Here is an 18,125-nt window from a genome sequence, read left to right as displayed (position 1 = left end):
GGCTGCGCCGCCATGGCGCAGACCGTTTTAAAACGCTTTAAACGTCAATGTGGTCAACGTGCGCTCGATATTGGGAATATCAAGCATATGCTGATTGATGAATTTGCCCACATCCTCCCCATCGGGGATGTAGAGCTTCATCAACAGATCATAGTCCCCGCTGGTGGAATGCAGTTCAGAGTGAATTTCCTTCAGCGCAATCTCTTCGGCCACGCGGTAGGTGGTGCCGGGTTTGCAGCGGATCTGGATAAAGACGCAGGTGGTCATGACAGCCCTCAAGTGATTTGGCGCCAAGCTGGCACAAATGCCACCCTGACCACAATCGCAAACTGCGCCCCCTTGGCCCGCCCCGCCCTGCTGCCTATAAGGCAGGGGCACTTACTGTGAAGGATCTCCCCATGCGCAAGGCAAGCGTGACCCGCGCCACCGCGGAAACCAATATCTCCGTTGAGATTAATCTTGATGGCAGCGGCACTTATGACAATCAGACCGGCGTGGGTTTTTTTGACCACATGCTCGATCAGCTGTCGCGCCACAGCCTGATTGACATGACGATCCGCGCCGAAGGGGACTATCACATTGATGACCACCATACGGTAGAAGATGTGGGCATTGCGCTGGGTCAGGCGCTTACGCAAGCTCTGGGCGATAAGAAAGGCATCCGTCGCTATGCCACTTGCCACCTGCCCATGGATGACGCGCAGGTGCGCGCAAGTCTAGATCTGTCGGCGCGTCCCTTCCTGATCTGGAACAACGATATGCCAACCCAGAAGATTGGCAGCTTTGACACAGAGCTGGTGCGTGAGTTCTTTCAGGGCTTTGCCACCCATGGCGGCATCACACTACATGTGGATCAGATCCATGGCTTCAACAGCCACCACATTGCCGAAGCCACCTTCAAGGCCGTGGCACGGGCGCTGCGCGAGGCTGTGGAGGTCGATCCACGCAAGGCGGATGCCATCCCCTCCACCAAAGGCGCGCTCTAAACACACAGGCCCACTCTCACAGGGGCCTCCAAGCGATCTTCACTCAAAAAAGACGGGCACATCCAAGAGCGGTGCCCGTCTTTTTTGTTCAGTTCTCAAAAGCTTGCCTGACCATCTCATCCACAGGCATTTGTTGCAACGCGCTGTCCAGCGCCACAGCCAGCGCCTGATTTTCCGGCGTGTCGCGCATGGCCAGAACCAGCGGGTACTCCACCAGATTGCGTTCATTATAGGCGACTTTGTCTTTCACTTTGGCCATCTCTGGTGTGGTCAGCATCTCGGCCATCACAAAGCGATCAATCACACCGATATCGCCACGGCCACCCGCCACCATTTTTAACAGTTGGGCGTCGTCGCTGGCCTCCTGAACTGCGATGGCACCACTGGCCATCAGGGTTTCAAATTCCTCGGGATATGCGTAGGAGCGCACCACCACAACGGTCAGACCGTGCAAGTCTTCAAGCGTGGTCCAGTTGATCGGATTGTCCTGCCGCTGAACAAATCCAACCGGAGAGCTGTAGATCACCGGGGAGGCAAAAAAGCCTTCCTGCACCTCGCTGGGCCAAGCGGGATAATAACCCAAAACGGAAGGGTCATCCGCCGCCTTTTTCTGAGACCGCGCCCAAGGAAGATATTCCACCGACAGGCTATGACCACTTTTGGCAAGAGCCTCCTCAAGGACGGACATTAGGATACCGCCTTCGGGCAGGTCGGATCCCACATATGGCGCCCATTCCAGCGACATCACCTGATGTTCGGAGGCCTGGGCGCCAAAGGCAAGGCCGACAGATAAAGCTGCCACAGTCATCGCGCGTTTCATGAAAGTCATCTTCACACTCCTGAGTTGATTGTCAGGAAAACCTGACCCTCAAAGGTTTACATTCTACAAACGTGTGCCTGTTTCCATGTCTGCCGAAATTTGTCCCCTTTAGAGAAGACTTTAAGACACAAGGGCTCCCTTCGGTGGGGCTGGCAGTGCCCGCGCTCTTGACCTGCCGAAGAATAGGCGGCACTTGGGCAGGGCAACCACAGGAGGCCCCTATGCTCACAGCCATCATTGATTATGAAAGTGGCAATCTGCACTCTGCCGAGAAGGCCTTTCAACGTATGGCCGTGGAAGTGGATGGCGGCGAAGTGGTTGTGACCTCTGATGCGGATGTGGTGGCTCGAGCGGACCGTCTGGTGCTGCCGGGCGATGGGGCCTTTCCTGCCTGTGCCGAGGAGCTGCGCGGCCACAAGGGCATCTATGACGCCATGGTGGACGCCGTGGAAACAAAAGGCCGCCCGTTTCTGGGGATCTGCGTGGGCATGCAGCTGATGGCAAGCCGGGGACATGAGTACCAACTGACCGAGGGGTTAGGCTGGATTGCAGGGGATGTGGAAAAGATCATGCCCACGGATGCCGCACTGAAAGTCCCGCACATGGGCTGGAACAATCTGGTGATTGATCATCCCCATGCGCTTCTGGAAGGGATCAAAAGCGGTGATCACACCTATTTTGTGCATTCCTACCAGTTTCATGTAACCAAGCCGGAAGAACGTCTGGCACATGTGGAGTATGGGGGCGATGTGACCGCCATTATCGGACGCGACACCATGGTGGGCATGCAGTTCCACCCGGAAAAAAGCCAGGACATTGGCCTGCGGATGATTGGCAACTTTCTGAAGTGGGCGCCGTAAGCGGAAAGAAAAGAGAGGGGCCAGCCCCTCTTGCGCGGACGCGCAATTCACCCCGGGATATTTCTAGTCAAATGAAGGCTAGGCTGCGCGCAGGGCTGTGGGGGCAACGCCATGGGCCTTGCGAAAGGCGCGGGTGAAGCTTTCCGGACTGTTGTAAGCATAGCGGCGTGCGACAGCATCCACGCGATCCCCACGCATGATGTCCTGATGGGCCAGAATGAGCCGCCAACGCCGCAGGTAACCCATCGGCGTTTCACCCACGGTTTGGGCAAAAAGTTCCGCAAAGCGCGACAAAGACAGCCCCGCCTCCTGCGCGAGATCCGCGTTGCTCCAGACCCGCCCAGGAAAATCATGCATTGCAACAATCGCGCGGCTGATCCGGGGATCTGCCAGCCCCGCCAGCAGGCCGACATCTGTGGTGCCTTGAGAAATCTGCTCTCGCAGCAAGCGCACCATCAGCGCTTCACCCAGACGATTGATTACAGATTGCGCGCCACAGCGGTTGGCGGTGGTTTCCTCCGCCATCAGCCGCACCAGCGCGCGACTGTCCTCGGCACCGCTCAAATCAGAACCAACCTCATCGGGCAAAGAGGCCATCAATGGGTTGGTCATGCCCATCCAATCCACATGGGCTGCAAAAAGGACTTCCTCCGCGCGCGCGGTCTGAGAGGTGCCCCGTGTCAGGAAAACCACGCGCGCAGGCGTGCCATCCTCCCCCGCCATGGCAATCAGGTTGGCCGTGCTCAGCGGGGCGGGCTGCACGGTCAGGTGAAATTTCTCAACCAGCGTGGTGAGGCGATCCATTAGCACAAATCCGGTGTTTTAGCACGATCAATCGGATTTATTTGACATTAAATCCGGCGATAAGTCCAGAAAGCACAAACAAAAGGATACTTCCATGCTGTTGCCACGTCAGAAGACCCCGAACCTCACCCTGCCGCTTGTGGGCGGTGGCACGTTTGATCTTGCCAGCGAAGGCTCTGAGCGCGGCACGGTGGTGTGTTTTTACCGCGGTCTGCACTGCCCGATCTGCGCCACTTACCTCAAAGAACTTGAGAAACTGGTGGAAGCCTTTGCCGAACGTGGCGTGACCTGCGTTGCGGTCAGCAGCGATGGCGAGGCGCGCGCCAAAGACATGGCCGAGAAGATCGAAGCCACAGGGCTGCGCATTGCGTATGATCTGCCGCTGACCGTGGCCAAGGAATGGGGGCTTTATATCTCCACCTCGCGCGGCAAGACCTCCATTGGCATCGAAGAGCCTGCGCTCTTCTCTGAGCCCGGTCTGTTCATGGTGAGCCCGGATCAGTCGCTCTATTATGGCTCTGTGCAGACCATGCCTTTTGTGCGTCCGCATTTCTCCGAGCTGCTCGGGGCGCTGGATTTTGCCATCAAGAACAACTACCCGGCACGCGGCGAATACACGGGCGCCGTGTAAACACAGCCCATCGTTAAAACACAAAAGGCGCAGGGGATCTCCTGCGCCTTTTGCATGTCTCGGTGCCTGAGAGATTAGTTCACGCGTGTCCAGTTCTGACTGCGGCAGACCACGGAGACGCAGCCTTTCACCTTCAGCGTGTTGCCACTCAGGCTCATTTTAGACTTGTAGGTCTTGTCCGCATCCGGGGCCCAGATCTTGCCGCCGGAGTAGGCACCACCGCCATCAACACCCATGTCCCAGATCATCTTTTTGCCCAGATTTTCATAAGATGGATTGGCAGAACCGCTGGCATCGAAGGCCTTGTGAATGGTGCCGCAGATATCACTGCCGCAGGCGGCGACTTTCACATGAAGATAGCTGCCTTCGTCGTTTGCGGCGGTTTTCCAGATGCCTTCTACCGGATCTGCCAGAGCGGTTGTGGCAGCTGCGAGCGTCATGGCTGCGGCCAAAAGTGTCTTTTTCATAAGGTCCTCCCTTGAACAATTGCCCAAAACTTTGGGCCAGAGCGTGATTCCCATCAACCGTGACTTAGGGTCATCTCGTTTCTCAAGCCTTGCGAGGCCGGTTGCGTTGCAATTTCTGCGACACCATGCAAAACCACTGCGGAGATTTCCTGTCTGTGCCTGCACATAGGGAACAGGCACCAAACTTATGATAAGGCCCCTGCCCCATGATCCTCTATCCCGCAATTGACCTGAAAGACGGCAATGCCGTGCGCCTGCTGCATGGTGAAATGGACAAAGAGACCGTGTTCAACGAAAACCCGGCTGCGCAAGCGATGGAGTTTGTCAACGCGGGCTGTGAGTGGCTGCATCTTGTGGATCTCAATGGCGCCTTTGCCGGGGAGCCGGTGAATGCCGCGCCGGTGGAAGAAATCCTGAAACAGACCAATGTGCCCGCGCAGCTGGGCGGCGGCATCCGCGACATGGCCACCATCGCGCGCTGGATCGACAAAGGTCTGAGTCGGGTGATCCTTGGCACCGTGGCGGTTGAAAACCCCGATCTAGTGCGGGAAGCGGCGAAAGAATTCCCCGGCAAAGTGGCTGTTGGTATTGATGCCCGCAATGGCAAGGTGGCGACCAAAGGCTGGGCGGAAGAGACCGATGTGATGGTCACCGATCTGGCGAAATCCTTTGAGGACGCCGGGGTCGCTGCGATCATCTACACCGACATTACGCGGGATGGGGCGATGAAAGGCCCCAATGTGGAAGCCACTGCGGCGCTTGCGCAGGCGGTGTCTATCCCGGTGATTGCCTCTGGTGGGGTGAGCTCTCTGGACGATCTTCAGGCGCTCAAAGACTGTGGTGCTACGTTAAACGGCGCCATTTCGGGCCGCGCACTTTATGACGGGGCGATTGATCTGGCCGAGGCGCTTGCGCTGCTCAAAGCGTAAGCCAACCGATCTGCAAACATGCAAAAGGCTCTGGAGCATCGCTTCAGAGCCTTTTGTTTATGGGCGTTTTTATTGCGCCGCTGCCGCTGTCAGCTTGGACAAAGCGCCGCGCATGGTGGCGACAAAATCGGCATCTTCGGCAATGTCCAGCTCCGCAAACATCTGTGCCGGGTCTTCATAAGTCAGGAAGACCGCCCCGCTCGCATCCTCGTAGGCCAGCACTTTAAGGGGCAGAAACAGACCCGCCTTGATATCCGCCTGCATGGCGGGGGTGCCAATCTTGGGATTGCCAAAGATCAGCAGCTCCGCATCGGCCAGCTCTGCGCCCACATTGGCTGCGCCACCGGCATGATCGACACGCGCAAAGACCTTGGCACCGGCGGTTTCCACGGCGGCCTGAAGCGCATCCATGGTCTGGGCCACGGGTTTGTTGGACGGCACGGACAGAAGCTCTGCCTGAGCGGGGAGTGTTGTCGACATGGCAATGGCTCCTGCGATGAGATAGTTTTTCATAATCATGACCTTCCAGATAACGTTTACGACATATGTGTCACGCCAGACGGGGGTCACATTCCAATCACGTTTTCTCGATAGGTGGGAAAACCCCGCTCTTGGCGTCCTCATGCCAAGCGGTTAAGAAGACGCAAAGAGGTGACCTATGCTTAAAACCCGCATCATTCCCTGTCTGGATGTTGCCGATGGCCGTGTGGTCAAAGGTGTGAATTTTGTTGGCCTGCGCGATGCCGGTGATCCGGTGGAGGCCGCCCGCGCTTATGACGCGGCGGGGGCGGACGAAATCTGCTTTCTGGACATTCATGCCACCCATGACAACCGGGGTGTGATGATCGACATGGTGCAGCGCTGTGCCGAGCAGTGCTTTGTGCCGCTGACCGTGGGCGGGGGCGTGCGCAGCGTGGCGGATGTACGCCGGCTGTTGCTGGCAGGAGCTGACAAGGTGAGCTTCAACTCCGCAGCGGTGGCCAATCCGGATGTGATTGCCGAAGCGGCAGCGCAATTTGGCAGCCAGTGTATTGTCTGCGCGATTGATGCCAAGACCATCGGCCATGATGAAAACGGCGTGCCCAACCAATGGGGGATTTTCACCCATGGGGGCCGCAAGGCGGCGCTGGATCAGGACGGAAATCCGATTGATGCGGTGGAATTTGCCAAGCTGGTGGTGGCCAAGGGCGCGGGTGAAATCCTGCTGACCTCCATGGACCGCGACGGCACAAAGGCGGGCTTCAACCTGCCTCTGACCAAAGCGATCAGCGATGCGGTGAATGTGCCGGTGATTGCGTCGGGCGGCGTGGGCAATCTGGACCACCTTGTGGAAGGTGTCACCAAAGGCGGCGCAAGCGCGGTTCTGGCGGCATCGATCTTCCACTTTGGCGAATACACCGTGCAGGAAGCCAAACAATATATGCATGACGCCGGTATCCCGATGAGGCTGACATGAGTGTTTTAAACAATCTGGCCGCCACGATTGCGGAGCGCGCCAAAGCAGACCCTGAGAGCAGCTGGACCGCCAAGCTTTTGGCCAAAGGTCCGGAGAAATGCGCCGAGAAATTTGGCGAAGAGGCCATTGAAGCGGTGATTGAAGCCGTAAAAGGGGATCGCGAAAAGCTGACCTATGAAGCGGCGGATGTGCTTTTTCATCTGCTGGTGATGCTGGAAGCGCGAAATGTGGCGCTGGACGATGTGCTGACGGAACTTGCACGGCGGCAGGGCATAAGCGGGATCGCGGAAAAAGCCGCAAGGTCAAAGGCCTGAAACCTGACTTTGCCGTAAGGCATGACACCCCTATAGTGGCACTACGTGCGATTTGATTGGGCTGAAATGATGCGTATTTTGAATAGGTTGCTCTGCGTTCTTGCGGCAGTTTTTCTGGCCGGATGCGTCGCGGTGCCTGATGAAGCGCTTTTGCCAGACCAAGTCGGGCTTGCGCAGGCAATTGTGGCGCTGGATCCTGCGGTTGACCCCGAAGAGGCCGCACGCGTCGCGCAGATTTCTTACAGCTATTCTCTGCAGTTGCGCGAGGAATACAACGTGACCGATGGGCCATTGCTGCACAACGCGAAGGTCAATCAAGGCCTGCGCCCGCGCGGGCTATGCTGGCAATGGGCGGATGATCTGGAGGCCCGGCTGTGGCAGGAAGATTTGAAAACGCTGACACTGCATCGTGCGATCGCCAACCATGACAATATTCGCATCGAACACAGCACCGTCGTGATCAGTGCAAAAGGTGACAGCATGGCAGAGGGCATTGTGCTTGATCCATGGCGCTATGGCGGACGACTCTACTGGAGTGAAGTGGTGGAGGACAGCCGCTACAACTGGGAGGAGCGCGCGCAGGTGTTTGCCCTGAAAAAGGCAAGGCAGTAAGGCGGTTTTAAGCCTAAGGCGGCGACCCTTTCAGGCTTTGTTAACCATATTCCAGCACTGAGAGGTACTGGGATTGAACGCATGTGGACTGATGCAAAACGGGTTTTGGCAGCGGGGCAAATCCGCCTTTTTGGGGTACTTTTGGCCACGTCCTCCTGAGGATGAATATTTTGAGGGCTCTCGCAAACAGCTGCTTTGCGGGTTTTCGGCGCTGATCACGATCTTTGCCGCGACGCACTTTCTCTATCTCGTTCTCATGCACCCCAAACCCGGCGCAGCTTTTGCGCTCAGCGCCGGTATCAGCGCGATGCTTTGCCTGTTTATTCCTGCGCTTTGCAGGGTGGGATTGAAGCCCCGATGGGCTGCGGTTTTGATGAGCCTGCTCCTGCTGTTTTACGCCAATGTGATTGTCATACATGAGGCAGACAACAACTGGCGGCAGGAGGTGTTCCTGCTTGGACCACCGATGGTCGCGGCGCTATTGACCGGATTGCGTATAGCCTGGCTGGTCACGGCTTTGGTGGTGATCAACCTGATTCTTCTGGCCCTGAGCTTACCATCAATCAATATGAGCGCAGCCTTTGTCCTGAGCGCCACGGTGCTGGCGGTCATGAGTGGCCTGACCATGTTCAAGCTTGAGCTGGAGCGCAAAGAGAAGAGGCTGATTGACTTGCGAGACAATGCACAGCGAGCGGATCAAGAAAAATCTGAGTTTCTTGCTAAAATGAGCCATGAGATTCGCACGCCTCTCAATGGGTTGAGCGGCGTTCTTCAGCTTTTGGATGAAACGGATCTTACGCCGGATCAGAAAGAGCTTGTCGCCACCGGCCGCGAGTCCGGGCGCGGCTTGATGCGGTTGATCAATGGCGTGCTCGACTATTCTAAAATTGCGGCGCATGGCGTGACCGTGGAGATCCTTCCTGTGGCCACCGCCTCAATTTTGGAAAGCGCTCTACATTCGCAAAGACCGGCAGCACAAGCCAAAGATGTAGATCTCATCACCCACATCGATCCCACTTTACCCCTCTGGCTGAGGGCCGATCCAGTGCGGCTCAATCAGATCATCACCAACTTTCTGAGCAATGCGATCAAGTTTTCCCGAAACACCCCCGTGCAGTGCCGCATGGAACTCTCCGGGGCGTTTGTGAAAGTCTCTGTGAGCGACAGAGGCATCGGCCTCACCGAAGAGGCGCAGACCCGAATTTTCAAGAAATTCGAACAAGCCAGCAGCAGCACCAGCCGTCACTATGGTGGCACGGGGCTTGGACTGGCGATCAGTAAGGAGTTGGCGGAGTTGATGGGTGGTGAAATCGGAGTGGACAGCCGCCCGCTTGCGGGCAGCACGTTTTGGTTTACCTTTCCGCTGGAGGCCTGTGCGGCTTCTGAATGCAGGCCTGCGCCTCCAACCGAGACACCAGCGGTGCAAAACAAATTTCCGGGAAAAAAGGTTCTGGTGGTCGAAGACAATCGCACAAATCAGATGATTGTGCGCCGCTTTCTCGAAAGTATGGAGGTGCGCGTCGATCTGGTGGAAGATGGACGCCCTGCCCTGCAACGCTGTACCACCCATCAATACGACCTGATCCTGATGGATATCCATCTGCCTGATCTGGACGGTGTCCGGGCGACAGAAATGCTGCGCCAGTCCCCGGGCCGCAATCAGAACACGCCGATTGTGGCCCTGTCGGCCAATATCCTGCCCCAGCAGACACAATCCTATCTTGAGGCTGGAATGAATGCCTGTCTTGGCAAACCATTCCGCAAAGATGAGCTGGCGAAGGTTGTGGCCTCTCTGATCGGGGAACGCGGATCGCACGGGCTGTGATCTGCGCCTCAGCAGAGCGGTGTCAGCTGCGCTTGGAAGAAATGACGCCCGTGGCGAAGCCCCCCATGCGCAACTCCCCAAAGAGTCGTTGATATTCAATCTTCGGACAGCGGTTCTGAATGACATCCACACCCCGTGCCTCTGCCAGCGATGCGGCCTCAGAATGCTCAACGCCGATCTGCATCCAGATGGTTTGCAGATCATCAAAGCGCTCCAGCGCCTCCTCCACGATCGGGGGTACCGCTTCAGAGCGGCGAAAGATGTCCACCATATCAACCGGGTCCGTGATATCTGACAAATGGGCCACAACAGTTTCCCCAAAGAGCGATTTGCCCGCATGGCCCGGATTGACGGGTATGACCCGATAGCCCTTCAGAGCCAGATAGCGCGCCACATAGTAGCTTGGGCGCACAGTGTTCATCGAGACACCCACAACAGCCACGGTTTTGGTCCGCTGCAGGATCTTGCGCAAATGGTCATCAGAGTAGTTCATGCGGTCAGGCTAGCGGCTGTGAGCGCTGTTGCAAGCGCTGTTTACGGCGGCGCTATGGCCATTGGGGATCCGCGTCTACAGGCAAAGTATACTTGCAAAAAAAGCGCCCAAGAAAACTTGGGCGCAGGTTCGGAACGAGGGACAGTGAAGGGAAACACGGAAGTTCCGTTTGCCGTGTCTCTTGCATCACTACTTAGGTTCGCAGAATTGGATATCCAGAGCCTGTAAGATTCCTGTGAACAGAAGGTTAACAAGCTGGGCAGATTTCCGCTCAATCGAAGATATCTTCGATCACATCAAACACATCCTCAACCCAATCGGAGAAGCGCGCCTTGCGTTTTTTCCGATTGTCTTTGGGACGCTTGCGGGAAGCATTCTCCCAATCAGTCTTGGCAGACTGGATCGTTTTACCCTTTGGCTTGCGCCCCTGTTTCTTAGGCAACATCTCCGCCTGATCAGGCGCGCGGGGGAAATGCTTCAAATTGTGCAGGGGCGCGCCGCAATTGGCACAGGACAGCTCATGGCGGGACTCTCCCCGCAGAATCAAAGCCGCCCGGGTGCCACAGTAGCAACAGGTGGCAATCTTGGTTGCCTGCATTTTCGAGCGTTTTGCGATGGCCCTGCCCTCCGCCTTGCGACACTGCCTTTACTTAGGCGCTGCGCCGCAGGTTTGGGAGCCTCCGGCGGGGATATTTTGATCAAGAGAAAGCGCGCAGCCTTGCTCTTATGCCCCGGTTTATGCCTCGGTGCTTTGTGGCAAGGAGGCGTAAAGCGCCACTGCCGCAGCGTTGGAGACATTGAGAGAGCCAAAAGCGCCAGCAAAGTTAATTTTGACCAGAGCGTCCACCGTTTCTTTGGTTTTTTGGCGCAACCCCGGCCCTTCGGCACCCAGAACAAGCGCAATGGGCATGTCCCGCTTGTCACAGAGCGCCTGTTCTATGCTATGCTCGGCTTCGCCATCCATGCCCAGCACGAGATAACCCATGTTTTGCAGTGCGGTGATCGTATCTGCGAGATTGCGTTCGCGCAGGTAAGGCTGACGCTCCAGCGCGCCGCTGGCGGTTTTGGCCAGCGCGCCAGTTTCAGGTGCAGAATGGTGGCGCGTGCCAATCACCGCCAGCGCACCAAACACCTCGGCGGAGCGCAGAATCGCGCCTACATTATGCGGGTCGGTGACCCGATCCAGCAGGATGAGACGCTGGGGACGGTCATCCGAGGCAATGGCTACATCCGCCAGACGCCCCCAGTTGAGCGGTTTGACCTCAAGCGCGGCCCCCTGATGCACCGATTGCGGATCAATCGGCGCTTTGAACTTTCGCGGATCGACAATTTCCGGCGTGATGCCGGAGGCGGCAATGGCCTCTGACAATTTGTCGGAGGCGTTTTTCGTCACGATCAGGCGCAATTTTTCCCGCGCGGGATTCGACAGGGCGTCTCGCACCGCATGCAAACCGAACAACCAAACGGTTTCAGCCGCGTCTTTGCGCTTGGCCTGTTCTTTTTCCACGACCCATTTGGGTTTTTTCATCGCTCTGCACCTTCAAAATAAAGAGGTTTCACCAATGGGCAAAAGAAGCGCCTCGCGCAACCACTTTTCTGGTTGACGCCCCTCACGTGGCACAGTAATCACCCCCTCACACCGAGAGCAGATGCTGCTCTGGAAAGTGGGCGACAGGCCGCAAGGTGTGGCAGGGGACTGTAACTCCCTCGCGGAGACGCACGCTAGGTTCGATTCCTAGGTCGCCCACCACTTTCCAACCCAACTCATTATTTCGCAAACTTATAAGTGACTTGCAAAGCGCCCCTTACATCGCAAAGTTCGGTTGGGGCGTTTGTGCATCCTGCAACTTGCCTACTCATCCCGCCTTCGATCGATGATAACGATGCAGATATTCGAATTTACCTTAAGGGCAAAGAGCGGAAAGCAATTGTCAACAATCCGCACATCCGTCAACGGCGACCCCATTGGAGGTCAAAGGCCCAAAATCATCTCAAGCATCTATGCGCCACCACTTTTGATTTCAAACGAAGACCTCACCCCAATTTCCCCTAAAGGTTGACACATGAAGTGTTCAGCGGATTGAATAATTGCATTTCTTCCAAATGGAATTTGTTATGCTCCGTACCGATTTTCCCGAAAACGTCATTCAAGGCGACCACGCCCGGCTCTTTCCAGTTCTCGCGACAACCTCAAAAGAAGGACGCACCACGGCAATCGTACTCTCCTGTCTGAGTTTAGTGAGGGAGTTTGCTTCGACATTGCTGAGTGGAGTTGGGCAAAGGCTGGGCACGCGAGCAAAGATAAACACCTACACGGAGGTGGTCTTTAAAAGCCAGGCAGGCAAGTCAGCGGACAGGCCGGATGGGCTAATAGTCGTGCGCGTAGGGTCCCGAGAATGGAAAGCTTTGGTGGAAGCCAAGGTGGGCAACTCCGATCTAAATGCGGATCAGATCGAACGCTATCGGACTTTGGCAAAAGAGAATGGCGTCGACTGTGTTATCACCATTTCCAATCAGTTCGCCACGGCACCGGACGCGCACCCTCTGGAAGACGTCCGCAAAAGCCGATCCAAGATACCGGTATATCACTGGTCGTGGATGCACATCCTTACGACAGCTGATCTACTGCTGAACACAGGCGGTATTGGCGATGACGATCAACACTACTTGCTGAACGAGCTTCATAGGTTCCTCAGCCACGAGAGTGCCGGCGTCAAAGGCTTCGACAAGATGCCCAAGGCGTGGACGGAGTTGAACAGGCTTGTTTCCAGCGGCGGCGTCATTCCGGCTAAGTCTCAAGAGGCCAAGGAGGTTATCTACGCCTGGCACCAGGAGACCAGAGACCTCACACTCATCTTAAGTCGGAAGACGGAGACAGTTGTTGTTGAGAAGCTTTCTCGCAAACACGCCGCCGATCCAGCATTGCGTCAAAAGGACGAATTTGCAGAACTCAAGGAACGCAACCGCCTCAGCTTATCTCTAGGTGTCCCAGATGCAGCGGCAAACGTCGACATTGTTGCCGACCTGATGCGCCGCACAATCGAAGTCGGGATGACGTTGCGCGCACCTGACGACAAAAGAACCACCAAGGCACGCCTCAACTGGCTGCTGCGGCAAATCAAAACGGAAGACCTAAACGATCTATACGTGCGGCTCTTGTGGCCGGGCGCAAGTGAACCAACACAGCATCTTCTCTCCGACCTCCTCGAAAACATAGAGATCTGCGAGGAAGGCAAGCAACATCTGGTTTCCCATGGCTTCCATGTCTTCTACAGCAAACGGCTCGGGGGGCGGTTTACGCAACAGAGTAACTTTATCGTGGATTTGGAGGCAATTGTCCCCCACTTCTACGGTGAAGTTGGTGCTGATCTGAAAGCTTGGCAGCGCCCCGCACCGCGCATCAAACACATTGAAGGCCAAGGGGAAGATCAAGTGGACAGCATCACTGACTAGAAACACAATTGCGGAAGAAGCTGTCAAACGCCTGCTTTTTCCGCATGGTTTGGAGCGACGCTCATTGGGAAAAACCAGCCCGCTTTCTCAGGTGACTATCGTAGAATGATCTAAATTTTCAGGAAACTCGGCCGCAATTGCGAGTGGGGAGGCAGCCCCCCCGTTTTATCGCAGGTTGCCGCTACGGCGTGGTTGATTGACCGGGCGCCGGCAGGGAAACTTGCATTTAGACAGGCTTGCGCAGGGATCTGGGAGGATGTGAGCAGCGATGATGCGGTCTTCGCCAAAGGTGCTGTCCAGCGGTATGCGGCTGTGCATGATATCGGCGCTGGCTGGATGTTTTATTCTTTATGGGTTGGTGACTTCGGGACCGGCACAGGCGCTGCAAGGGGTTTGGCAGATCCTCACGGTGCGCGATATGCTGATGACCGACTATATGGCCGTCGGTGGGGTTGGCGGCGCGATGCTCAACGCCGGTTTGCTGCTGTGCATTGCCGCGATGTTTTATTGGCGCACAGGGGCTGCGGTGGGCGGCGCGGCGGTGGCCTGTCTGTTTCTGGTGCTTGGCTTTGGCCTGTTTGGCAAAAACCTCCTCAACATCTGGCCCATTCTGGCGGGGGTGTTTCTCCACGCCCGCTTCAAAGGCCAGCCGTTTGCCGATCATCTGAACACCGCATTTTTTGGCTGCGCGCTGGCACCGGTGGTGTCTGAAATTCTGTTCAGCAGTCGGCTGGAACTGTTCATTCGCCTGCCTTTGGCCCTGACTGTGGGCACGCTTATGGGGTTTGTGATGCCGCCCATTGCGGCGCAGCTTTTTAAGGCGCATGAAGGGCACAATCTTTACAATATGGGGTTTACCGCAGGCATGCTCGGGGTGCTGGTGGTGTCTTTGTTTCTGTCTTTCGGGTTTGTGCCTGAGCCGGTGTTTCTCTGGGAGACAGAACAGACCGCCGTTTTGGCCCCCTTTGTCATCGGGATGTTTGCGAGCTTTCTGCTGATTGGTCTGGTGGTGGAGCCAGAGTGCATTCAAAGGCTCCCGGATCTGCATGCGCGGTCAGGGCTGGCGCCAAGTGATTTTGCCGCAGAACTGGGCGATGGCGTGGTGCTGGTGAATATGGGGCTTCTGGGGCTTTGTGCCACGGGGGTCATTCTGGGCATGGGCAGCGTGTTGAACGGGCCAACCCTGGCGGCGATTTTCTCGGTGGTGGGGTTCGGCGCCTTTGGCAAACATCTGTGGAACTGCGCTCCTATCGTGGCCGGAGTTGTGGCCCTGAGCCTATTGAAAGGCGCGGATCTCACGACACCGGGCCTTATACTGGCGGCGCTCTTTTCCACCTCCTTGGCCCCAATGGCGGGACGATTTGGATGGCACTGGGGAGTGATGACGGGGATGATTCATGCCTCTGTGGCGCAGTCGGTGGGGGTGCTACATGCTGGGCTGAACCTGTACAATAATGGGTTTGCCGCCGGGATCGTGGCCACAGTTCTATCGGCGGTGATCCTCTCGCTAAAGGCCGAGAAGGATGAGAAGGCCGGGTGAAAACCAGGCCGCGTCACTGACGGGGGCGGTCAATTTCGCGCGAACCACTGCTGTCTTGCTTCCAGCGCACAGATCCAATGAGTGCTCCTCGACAAACGGTCTTGTCAAAATAATGGGTCATGCGGATCAAATCCAAGTAATGCATCTCCCTCAAACTAAGAGTCCATGCACATGGTCAAATCCTCACGCCTGCCTTCGCGGACATCACCGCAGCCACCGGCATTTAACCGCCAACCCCTCAAATCAATTCAGAAAAATGCAATTGACTGCTTTTGCCGGGATGGTGGCGGGCGTATAGTTGCAAAAATTGATCGTGCAGAGCAGCAGAACACATGGCCAAACAAGCCCCGATAGCGCAGAATTTCAACGTGGTGGTGGTTGGCCAAAATGGCCGCCTGCAATATGAAGCCGCGCTTTTTGCCGCCTCTTTGAGGGCAAAATCTCCGAACTTCAAAGGCCGCCTTTTTGTGGCGGAACCGCAGCCCGGACCGCGCTGGGAAAGCGATGTGCGGATCGGCAATCCCGATGTACGTGCGTTGCTCACCGCGCTGGACGCGGAAATTTTGCCTTTTGAAAATCATGTGTTTGGCGAAGGCTACCCTTTTGGCAACAAGATCGAGCTGCTACAAGCATTGCCCGAGGGAGAGCCGTTTGTCTTTTTTGACAGCGATACGCTGATCCTGGATGATCTGAGTACGGTGCCGTTTGATTTTGACCGGCCAGCGGCCTCTCTTCGGGTTGAAGGCACATGGCCTGAGCCACCGCTCTATGGGCCTGGTTATGCCGCGATCTGGAAATCCCTCTACGATCGCTTTGATCTGGATTTTGAGAGCTCTCTCGATCTCAGCCAACCGGATGAATACTGGCGGCGGTATCTCTACTTCAATGCCGGGTTCTTCTATTACAAATGCCCCAAGCTCTTTGGGGATCGTTTTCTGGAGTATGCCACGAGCATTCGCAATGACCCACCTGATGAGTTGGCCAGCCAGACCTTGTCGCCCTGGCTGGATCAGGTGGCCTTGCCGTTGGTCATTCACGGACTAGGCGGGGGGCGTGATGCGCTGGCTCCGGGGTATCTGGATGGGGCTACAAGCTGCCATTATCGTTTGATGCCGCTGCTTTATGCACGTGAGAGTGATGCTGTGGTTACAACACTGGAAGAAGTGACTGCCCCCAACCGGATCAAGAAAGTGCTCAAGCAATATGACCCTTTCAAACGCATGATCTATCAGAAACGCGGACACAAAGCGCGGGCGCTGTTTGATCAGAACAACCTGCCGCGTCGCGAACAGGTGATCCGGAACACCCTTAGAAAGAACGGCTATTGGCTGCGATAGATCACTGAATCTAGAGAGTGAATGAGATTGGCATGCGGAAAACCTATGGCTTCAGAGCCGACGCCCTGCGCCAAAAACAATCTCAAATCGCAGGCTGAGTGCGGACACAATTATGGCGTTCCTCTTCGCAAGGGAATTTTCGCCTTAACAGAGCTCACAGCTGCGTGATTGGTTGCGCCGCCGATGGACTGTGCCTAACACTTACAGCCAAGAAATTATTGGAGGAAAAGAGATGTCCGAAGCTGCCAATTTTGGTTTTGACACGTTGCAAATTCACGCAGGTGCCCGCCCGGATCCGGCCACCGGAGCCCGGCAGACCCCGATTTATCAATCCACCGCCTTTGTGTTTCGCGACGCAGAGCATGCTGCCGCACTCTTTAATCTGCAGGAAGTGGGATATATCTACTCCCGCCTCACCAACCCGACCGTGGCAGTGCTGCAAGAACGCATCGCCACGCTTGAAGGGGGAGTTGGCGCCGTCTGCTGTTCCTCTGGCCATGCGGCACAGATCATGGCGCTCTTCCCGCTGATGCAGCCGGGTTGCAATGTGGTGGCCTCCAACCGCCTGTACGGTGGCACCATCACCCAGTTCAGCCAGACCATCAAACGTTTTGGCTGGTCTGCGAAATTTGTCGACACCGATGATCTGGACGCGGTTGCGGCGGCGATTGATGAGAACACCCGCGCGGTCTTCTGTGAGAGCATCGCGAACCCCGGCGGCTACATCAGCGATATCGAAGCGCTGGCCAAAGTGGCCGATGGCGCAGGCGTACCTCTGATCGTGGACAACACCTCTGCGACGCCATATCTGTGCAACCCCATCAAGCTGGGCGCCACATTGGTTGTGCATTCCACAACCAAATATCTGACCGGCAATGGCACCGTCACCGGCGGCTGCATCGTGGACAGCGGCAATTTTGACTGGTCCGCCAGCGATAAATTCCCATCCCTGAGCCAGCCAGAGCCCGCCTATCACGGCCTGAAGTTCCATGAAACTTTCGGCCCGTTGGCCTTCACTTTCCATGGCATTGCGATTGGTCTGCGGGATCTGGGCATGACCATGAACCCACAAGCGGCGCATTATACGCTGATGGGGATTGAAACCCTGTCGCTGCGTATGGAGCGCCATGTGGAAAACGCCAAAACGGTTGCGGGCTGGCTGGAAGGCCATGATCTGGTGGATTACGTGACCTATGCCGGGCTTGAGAGCTCTCCCTATCACGACCGTGTGGAGCGCATTTGCCCCAAAGGTGCAGGAGGTCTGTTCACCGTGGCCCTGAAAGGTGGCTATGACGCCTGCGTTAAGTTTGTGGACAGCCTTGAGATCTTCTCGCATGTGGCCAACCTTGGTGACGCACGCAGCCTTGTGATCCACTCTGCCTCCACCACCCACCGTCAGTTGACCCCCGAGCAGCAGGAAGCAGCTGGAGCCGGTCCAAATGTGGTGCGGATCTCCATCGGCATTGAAAACAGTGAGGATCTGATTGCGGATCTGGATCAGGCGCTGAAAGCGGCACACGCATAAGACGCCTTTGCATCTGAAAAGAAAGCGCCCCAACCTTGCGGTTTGGGGCGCTTTTGTTTGCACTTCTCACCTG

The 18,125-nt window shown here is 56.4% G+C and carries 20 protein-coding genes and 1 tRNA gene; 13 read left to right on the top strand and 8 right to left on the bottom strand.

Annotated features, from left to right (window positions below):
* Positions 1 to 27: 27 nt before the first annotated feature.
* A complete protein-coding gene (locus SHM7688_RS13620; RefSeq protein WP_058240489.1) occupies positions 28 to 267 on the bottom strand; it encodes an Lrp/AsnC ligand binding domain-containing protein in 240 nt (79 codons plus the stop codon).
* A 131-nt stretch (positions 268 to 398) separates the two neighbouring features.
* On the opposite strand from SHM7688_RS13620, the gene hisB reads away from it, so the two are divergent.
* Positions 399 to 986 carry an imidazoleglycerol-phosphate dehydratase HisB gene (hisB, locus tag SHM7688_RS13615; RefSeq protein ID WP_058240488.1) on the top strand — a complete coding sequence of 196 codons (588 nt, stop codon included), beginning with the start codon at positions 399 to 401 and terminating at the stop codon, positions 984 to 986.
* Positions 987 to 1,074: 88 nt separating this feature from the next.
* Here the strand turns inward: hisB and SHM7688_RS13610 are convergent, their stop codons facing one another.
* Positions 1,075 to 1,815 (bottom strand): substrate-binding periplasmic protein, encoded by a 741-nt coding sequence (locus SHM7688_RS13610; RefSeq protein WP_058240487.1) that lies wholly within the window; start codon positions 1,813 to 1,815, stop codon positions 1,075 to 1,077.
* Positions 1,816 to 2,027: 212 nt separating this feature from the next.
* Here SHM7688_RS13610 and hisH point away from each other — a divergent pair, with 212 nt between their 5' ends.
* Positions 2,028 to 2,666: an imidazole glycerol phosphate synthase subunit HisH gene (gene hisH / locus SHM7688_RS13605; RefSeq protein WP_058240486.1), complete on the top strand. Its 639-nt coding sequence runs from the start codon at positions 2,028 to 2,030 to the stop codon at positions 2,664 to 2,666.
* Positions 2,667 to 2,744: 78 nt separating this feature from the next.
* Here hisH and SHM7688_RS13600 read toward each other — a convergent pair whose 3' ends face one another.
* Positions 2,745 to 3,470: an AraC family transcriptional regulator gene (locus SHM7688_RS13600; RefSeq protein ID WP_058240485.1), complete on the bottom strand. Its 726-nt coding sequence runs from the start codon at positions 3,468 to 3,470 to the stop codon at positions 2,745 to 2,747.
* Between the two features lie 94 nt (positions 3,471 to 3,564).
* Between SHM7688_RS13600 and SHM7688_RS13595 the strand changes: the two genes are divergently transcribed.
* Positions 3,565 to 4,101: a peroxiredoxin-like family protein gene (locus SHM7688_RS13595; RefSeq protein ID WP_058240484.1), complete on the top strand. Its 537-nt coding sequence runs from the start codon at positions 3,565 to 3,567 to the stop codon at positions 4,099 to 4,101.
* A 74-nt stretch (positions 4,102 to 4,175) separates the two neighbouring features.
* Here SHM7688_RS13595 and SHM7688_RS13590 read toward each other — a convergent pair whose 3' ends face one another.
* On the bottom strand, positions 4,176 to 4,568 hold the full coding sequence (locus tag SHM7688_RS13590) for a DUF2147 domain-containing protein (protein ID WP_058240483.1): 393 nt from the start codon (positions 4,566 to 4,568) through the stop codon (positions 4,176 to 4,178).
* 206 nt (positions 4,569 to 4,774) lie between these two features.
* Between SHM7688_RS13590 and hisA the strand changes: the two genes are divergently transcribed.
* On the top strand, positions 4,775 to 5,497 hold the full coding sequence (gene hisA, locus SHM7688_RS13585; RefSeq protein WP_058240482.1) for a 1-(5-phosphoribosyl)-5-[(5-phosphoribosylamino)methylideneamino]imidazole-4-carboxamide isomerase: 723 nt from the start codon (positions 4,775 to 4,777) through the stop codon (positions 5,495 to 5,497).
* A 69-nt stretch (positions 5,498 to 5,566) separates the two neighbouring features.
* On the opposite strand, the gene SHM7688_RS13580 is transcribed toward hisA, so the two are convergent.
* Entirely contained in the window at positions 5,567 to 6,010 is a 444-nt protein-coding gene (locus tag SHM7688_RS13580; RefSeq protein WP_188128100.1) for a DUF302 domain-containing protein, read from the bottom strand.
* 145 nt (positions 6,011 to 6,155) lie between these two features.
* Here SHM7688_RS13580 and hisF point away from each other — a divergent pair, with 145 nt between their 5' ends.
* The 4 genes from hisF to SHM7688_RS13560 all read left to right on the top strand — a co-directional run bounded on the left by hisF (position 6,156) and on the right by SHM7688_RS13560 (position 9,704).
* Positions 6,156 to 6,953 (top strand): imidazole glycerol phosphate synthase subunit HisF, encoded by a 798-nt coding sequence (hisF, locus tag SHM7688_RS13575; protein WP_058240481.1) that lies wholly within the window; start codon positions 6,156 to 6,158, stop codon positions 6,951 to 6,953.
* Positions 6,950 to 7,267: a phosphoribosyl-ATP diphosphatase gene (locus SHM7688_RS13570; protein WP_058240480.1), complete on the top strand. Its 318-nt coding sequence runs from the start codon at positions 6,950 to 6,952 to the stop codon at positions 7,265 to 7,267. Before hisF ends, SHM7688_RS13570 begins: the two co-directional genes overlap by 4 nt.
* Positions 7,268 to 7,336: 69 nt before the next feature.
* Complete coding sequence (locus SHM7688_RS13565; RefSeq protein WP_083499079.1) at positions 7,337 to 7,879, top strand: hypothetical protein; 543 nt, start codon at positions 7,337 to 7,339, stop codon at positions 7,877 to 7,879.
* A 91-nt stretch (positions 7,880 to 7,970) separates the two neighbouring features.
* Positions 7,971 to 9,704 carry an ATP-binding protein gene (locus SHM7688_RS13560; RefSeq protein ID WP_058240479.1) on the top strand — a complete coding sequence of 578 codons (1,734 nt, stop codon included), beginning with the start codon at positions 7,971 to 7,973 and terminating at the stop codon, positions 9,702 to 9,704.
* Positions 9,705 to 9,726: 22 nt separating this feature from the next.
* Here SHM7688_RS13560 and SHM7688_RS13555 read toward each other — a convergent pair whose 3' ends face one another.
* From SHM7688_RS13555 to rlmB, 3 genes are all read right to left on the bottom strand, one after another.
* Positions 9,727 to 10,197, bottom strand: a complete 471-nt coding sequence (locus SHM7688_RS13555; protein WP_058240478.1) for a CoA-binding protein — start codon at positions 10,195 to 10,197, stop codon at positions 9,727 to 9,729.
* A 271-nt stretch (positions 10,198 to 10,468) separates the two neighbouring features.
* Positions 10,469 to 10,795 carry a hypothetical protein gene (locus SHM7688_RS13545; protein WP_058240476.1) on the bottom strand — a complete coding sequence of 109 codons (327 nt, stop codon included), beginning with the start codon at positions 10,793 to 10,795 and terminating at the stop codon, positions 10,469 to 10,471.
* Positions 10,796 to 10,933: 138 nt separating this feature from the next.
* A complete protein-coding gene (rlmB, locus tag SHM7688_RS13540; protein ID WP_058240475.1) occupies positions 10,934 to 11,725 on the bottom strand; it encodes a 23S rRNA (guanosine(2251)-2'-O)-methyltransferase RlmB in 792 nt (263 codons plus the stop codon).
* Positions 11,726 to 11,863: 138 nt separating this feature from the next.
* On the opposite strand from rlmB, the gene SHM7688_RS19755 reads away from it, so the two are divergent.
* The 5 genes from SHM7688_RS19755 to SHM7688_RS13520 all read left to right on the top strand — a co-directional run bounded on the left by SHM7688_RS19755 (position 11,864) and on the right by SHM7688_RS13520 (position 18,052).
* Positions 11,864 to 11,947 (top strand) — tRNA-Tyr (locus SHM7688_RS19755).
* A gap of 365 nt (positions 11,948 to 12,312) precedes the next feature.
* On the top strand, positions 12,313 to 13,650 hold the full coding sequence (locus SHM7688_RS13535) for a hypothetical protein (RefSeq protein WP_058240932.1): 1,338 nt from the start codon (positions 12,313 to 12,315) through the stop codon (positions 13,648 to 13,650).
* Positions 13,651 to 13,921: 271 nt separating this feature from the next.
* Positions 13,922 to 15,190 (top strand): DUF1576 domain-containing protein, encoded by a 1,269-nt coding sequence (locus SHM7688_RS13530; protein WP_223229196.1) that lies wholly within the window; start codon positions 13,922 to 13,924, stop codon positions 15,188 to 15,190.
* A gap of 332 nt (positions 15,191 to 15,522) precedes the next feature.
* On the top strand, positions 15,523 to 16,527 hold the full coding sequence (locus SHM7688_RS13525) for a GT-B fold glycosyltransferase domain-containing protein (RefSeq protein WP_058240473.1): 1,005 nt from the start codon (positions 15,523 to 15,525) through the stop codon (positions 16,525 to 16,527).
* Between the two features lie 232 nt (positions 16,528 to 16,759).
* Positions 16,760 to 18,052 carry an O-acetylhomoserine aminocarboxypropyltransferase/cysteine synthase family protein gene (locus SHM7688_RS13520; RefSeq protein WP_058240472.1) on the top strand — a complete coding sequence of 431 codons (1,293 nt, stop codon included), beginning with the start codon at positions 16,760 to 16,762 and terminating at the stop codon, positions 18,050 to 18,052.
* Positions 18,053 to 18,125: the final 73 nt, after the last annotated feature.

This window comes from Shimia marina (genome assembly GCF_001458175.1).
Taxonomy (GTDB): domain Bacteria; phylum Pseudomonadota; class Alphaproteobacteria; order Rhodobacterales; family Rhodobacteraceae; genus Shimia; species Shimia marina.
This window is presented reverse-complemented; position numbering and strand designations above follow the sequence as displayed.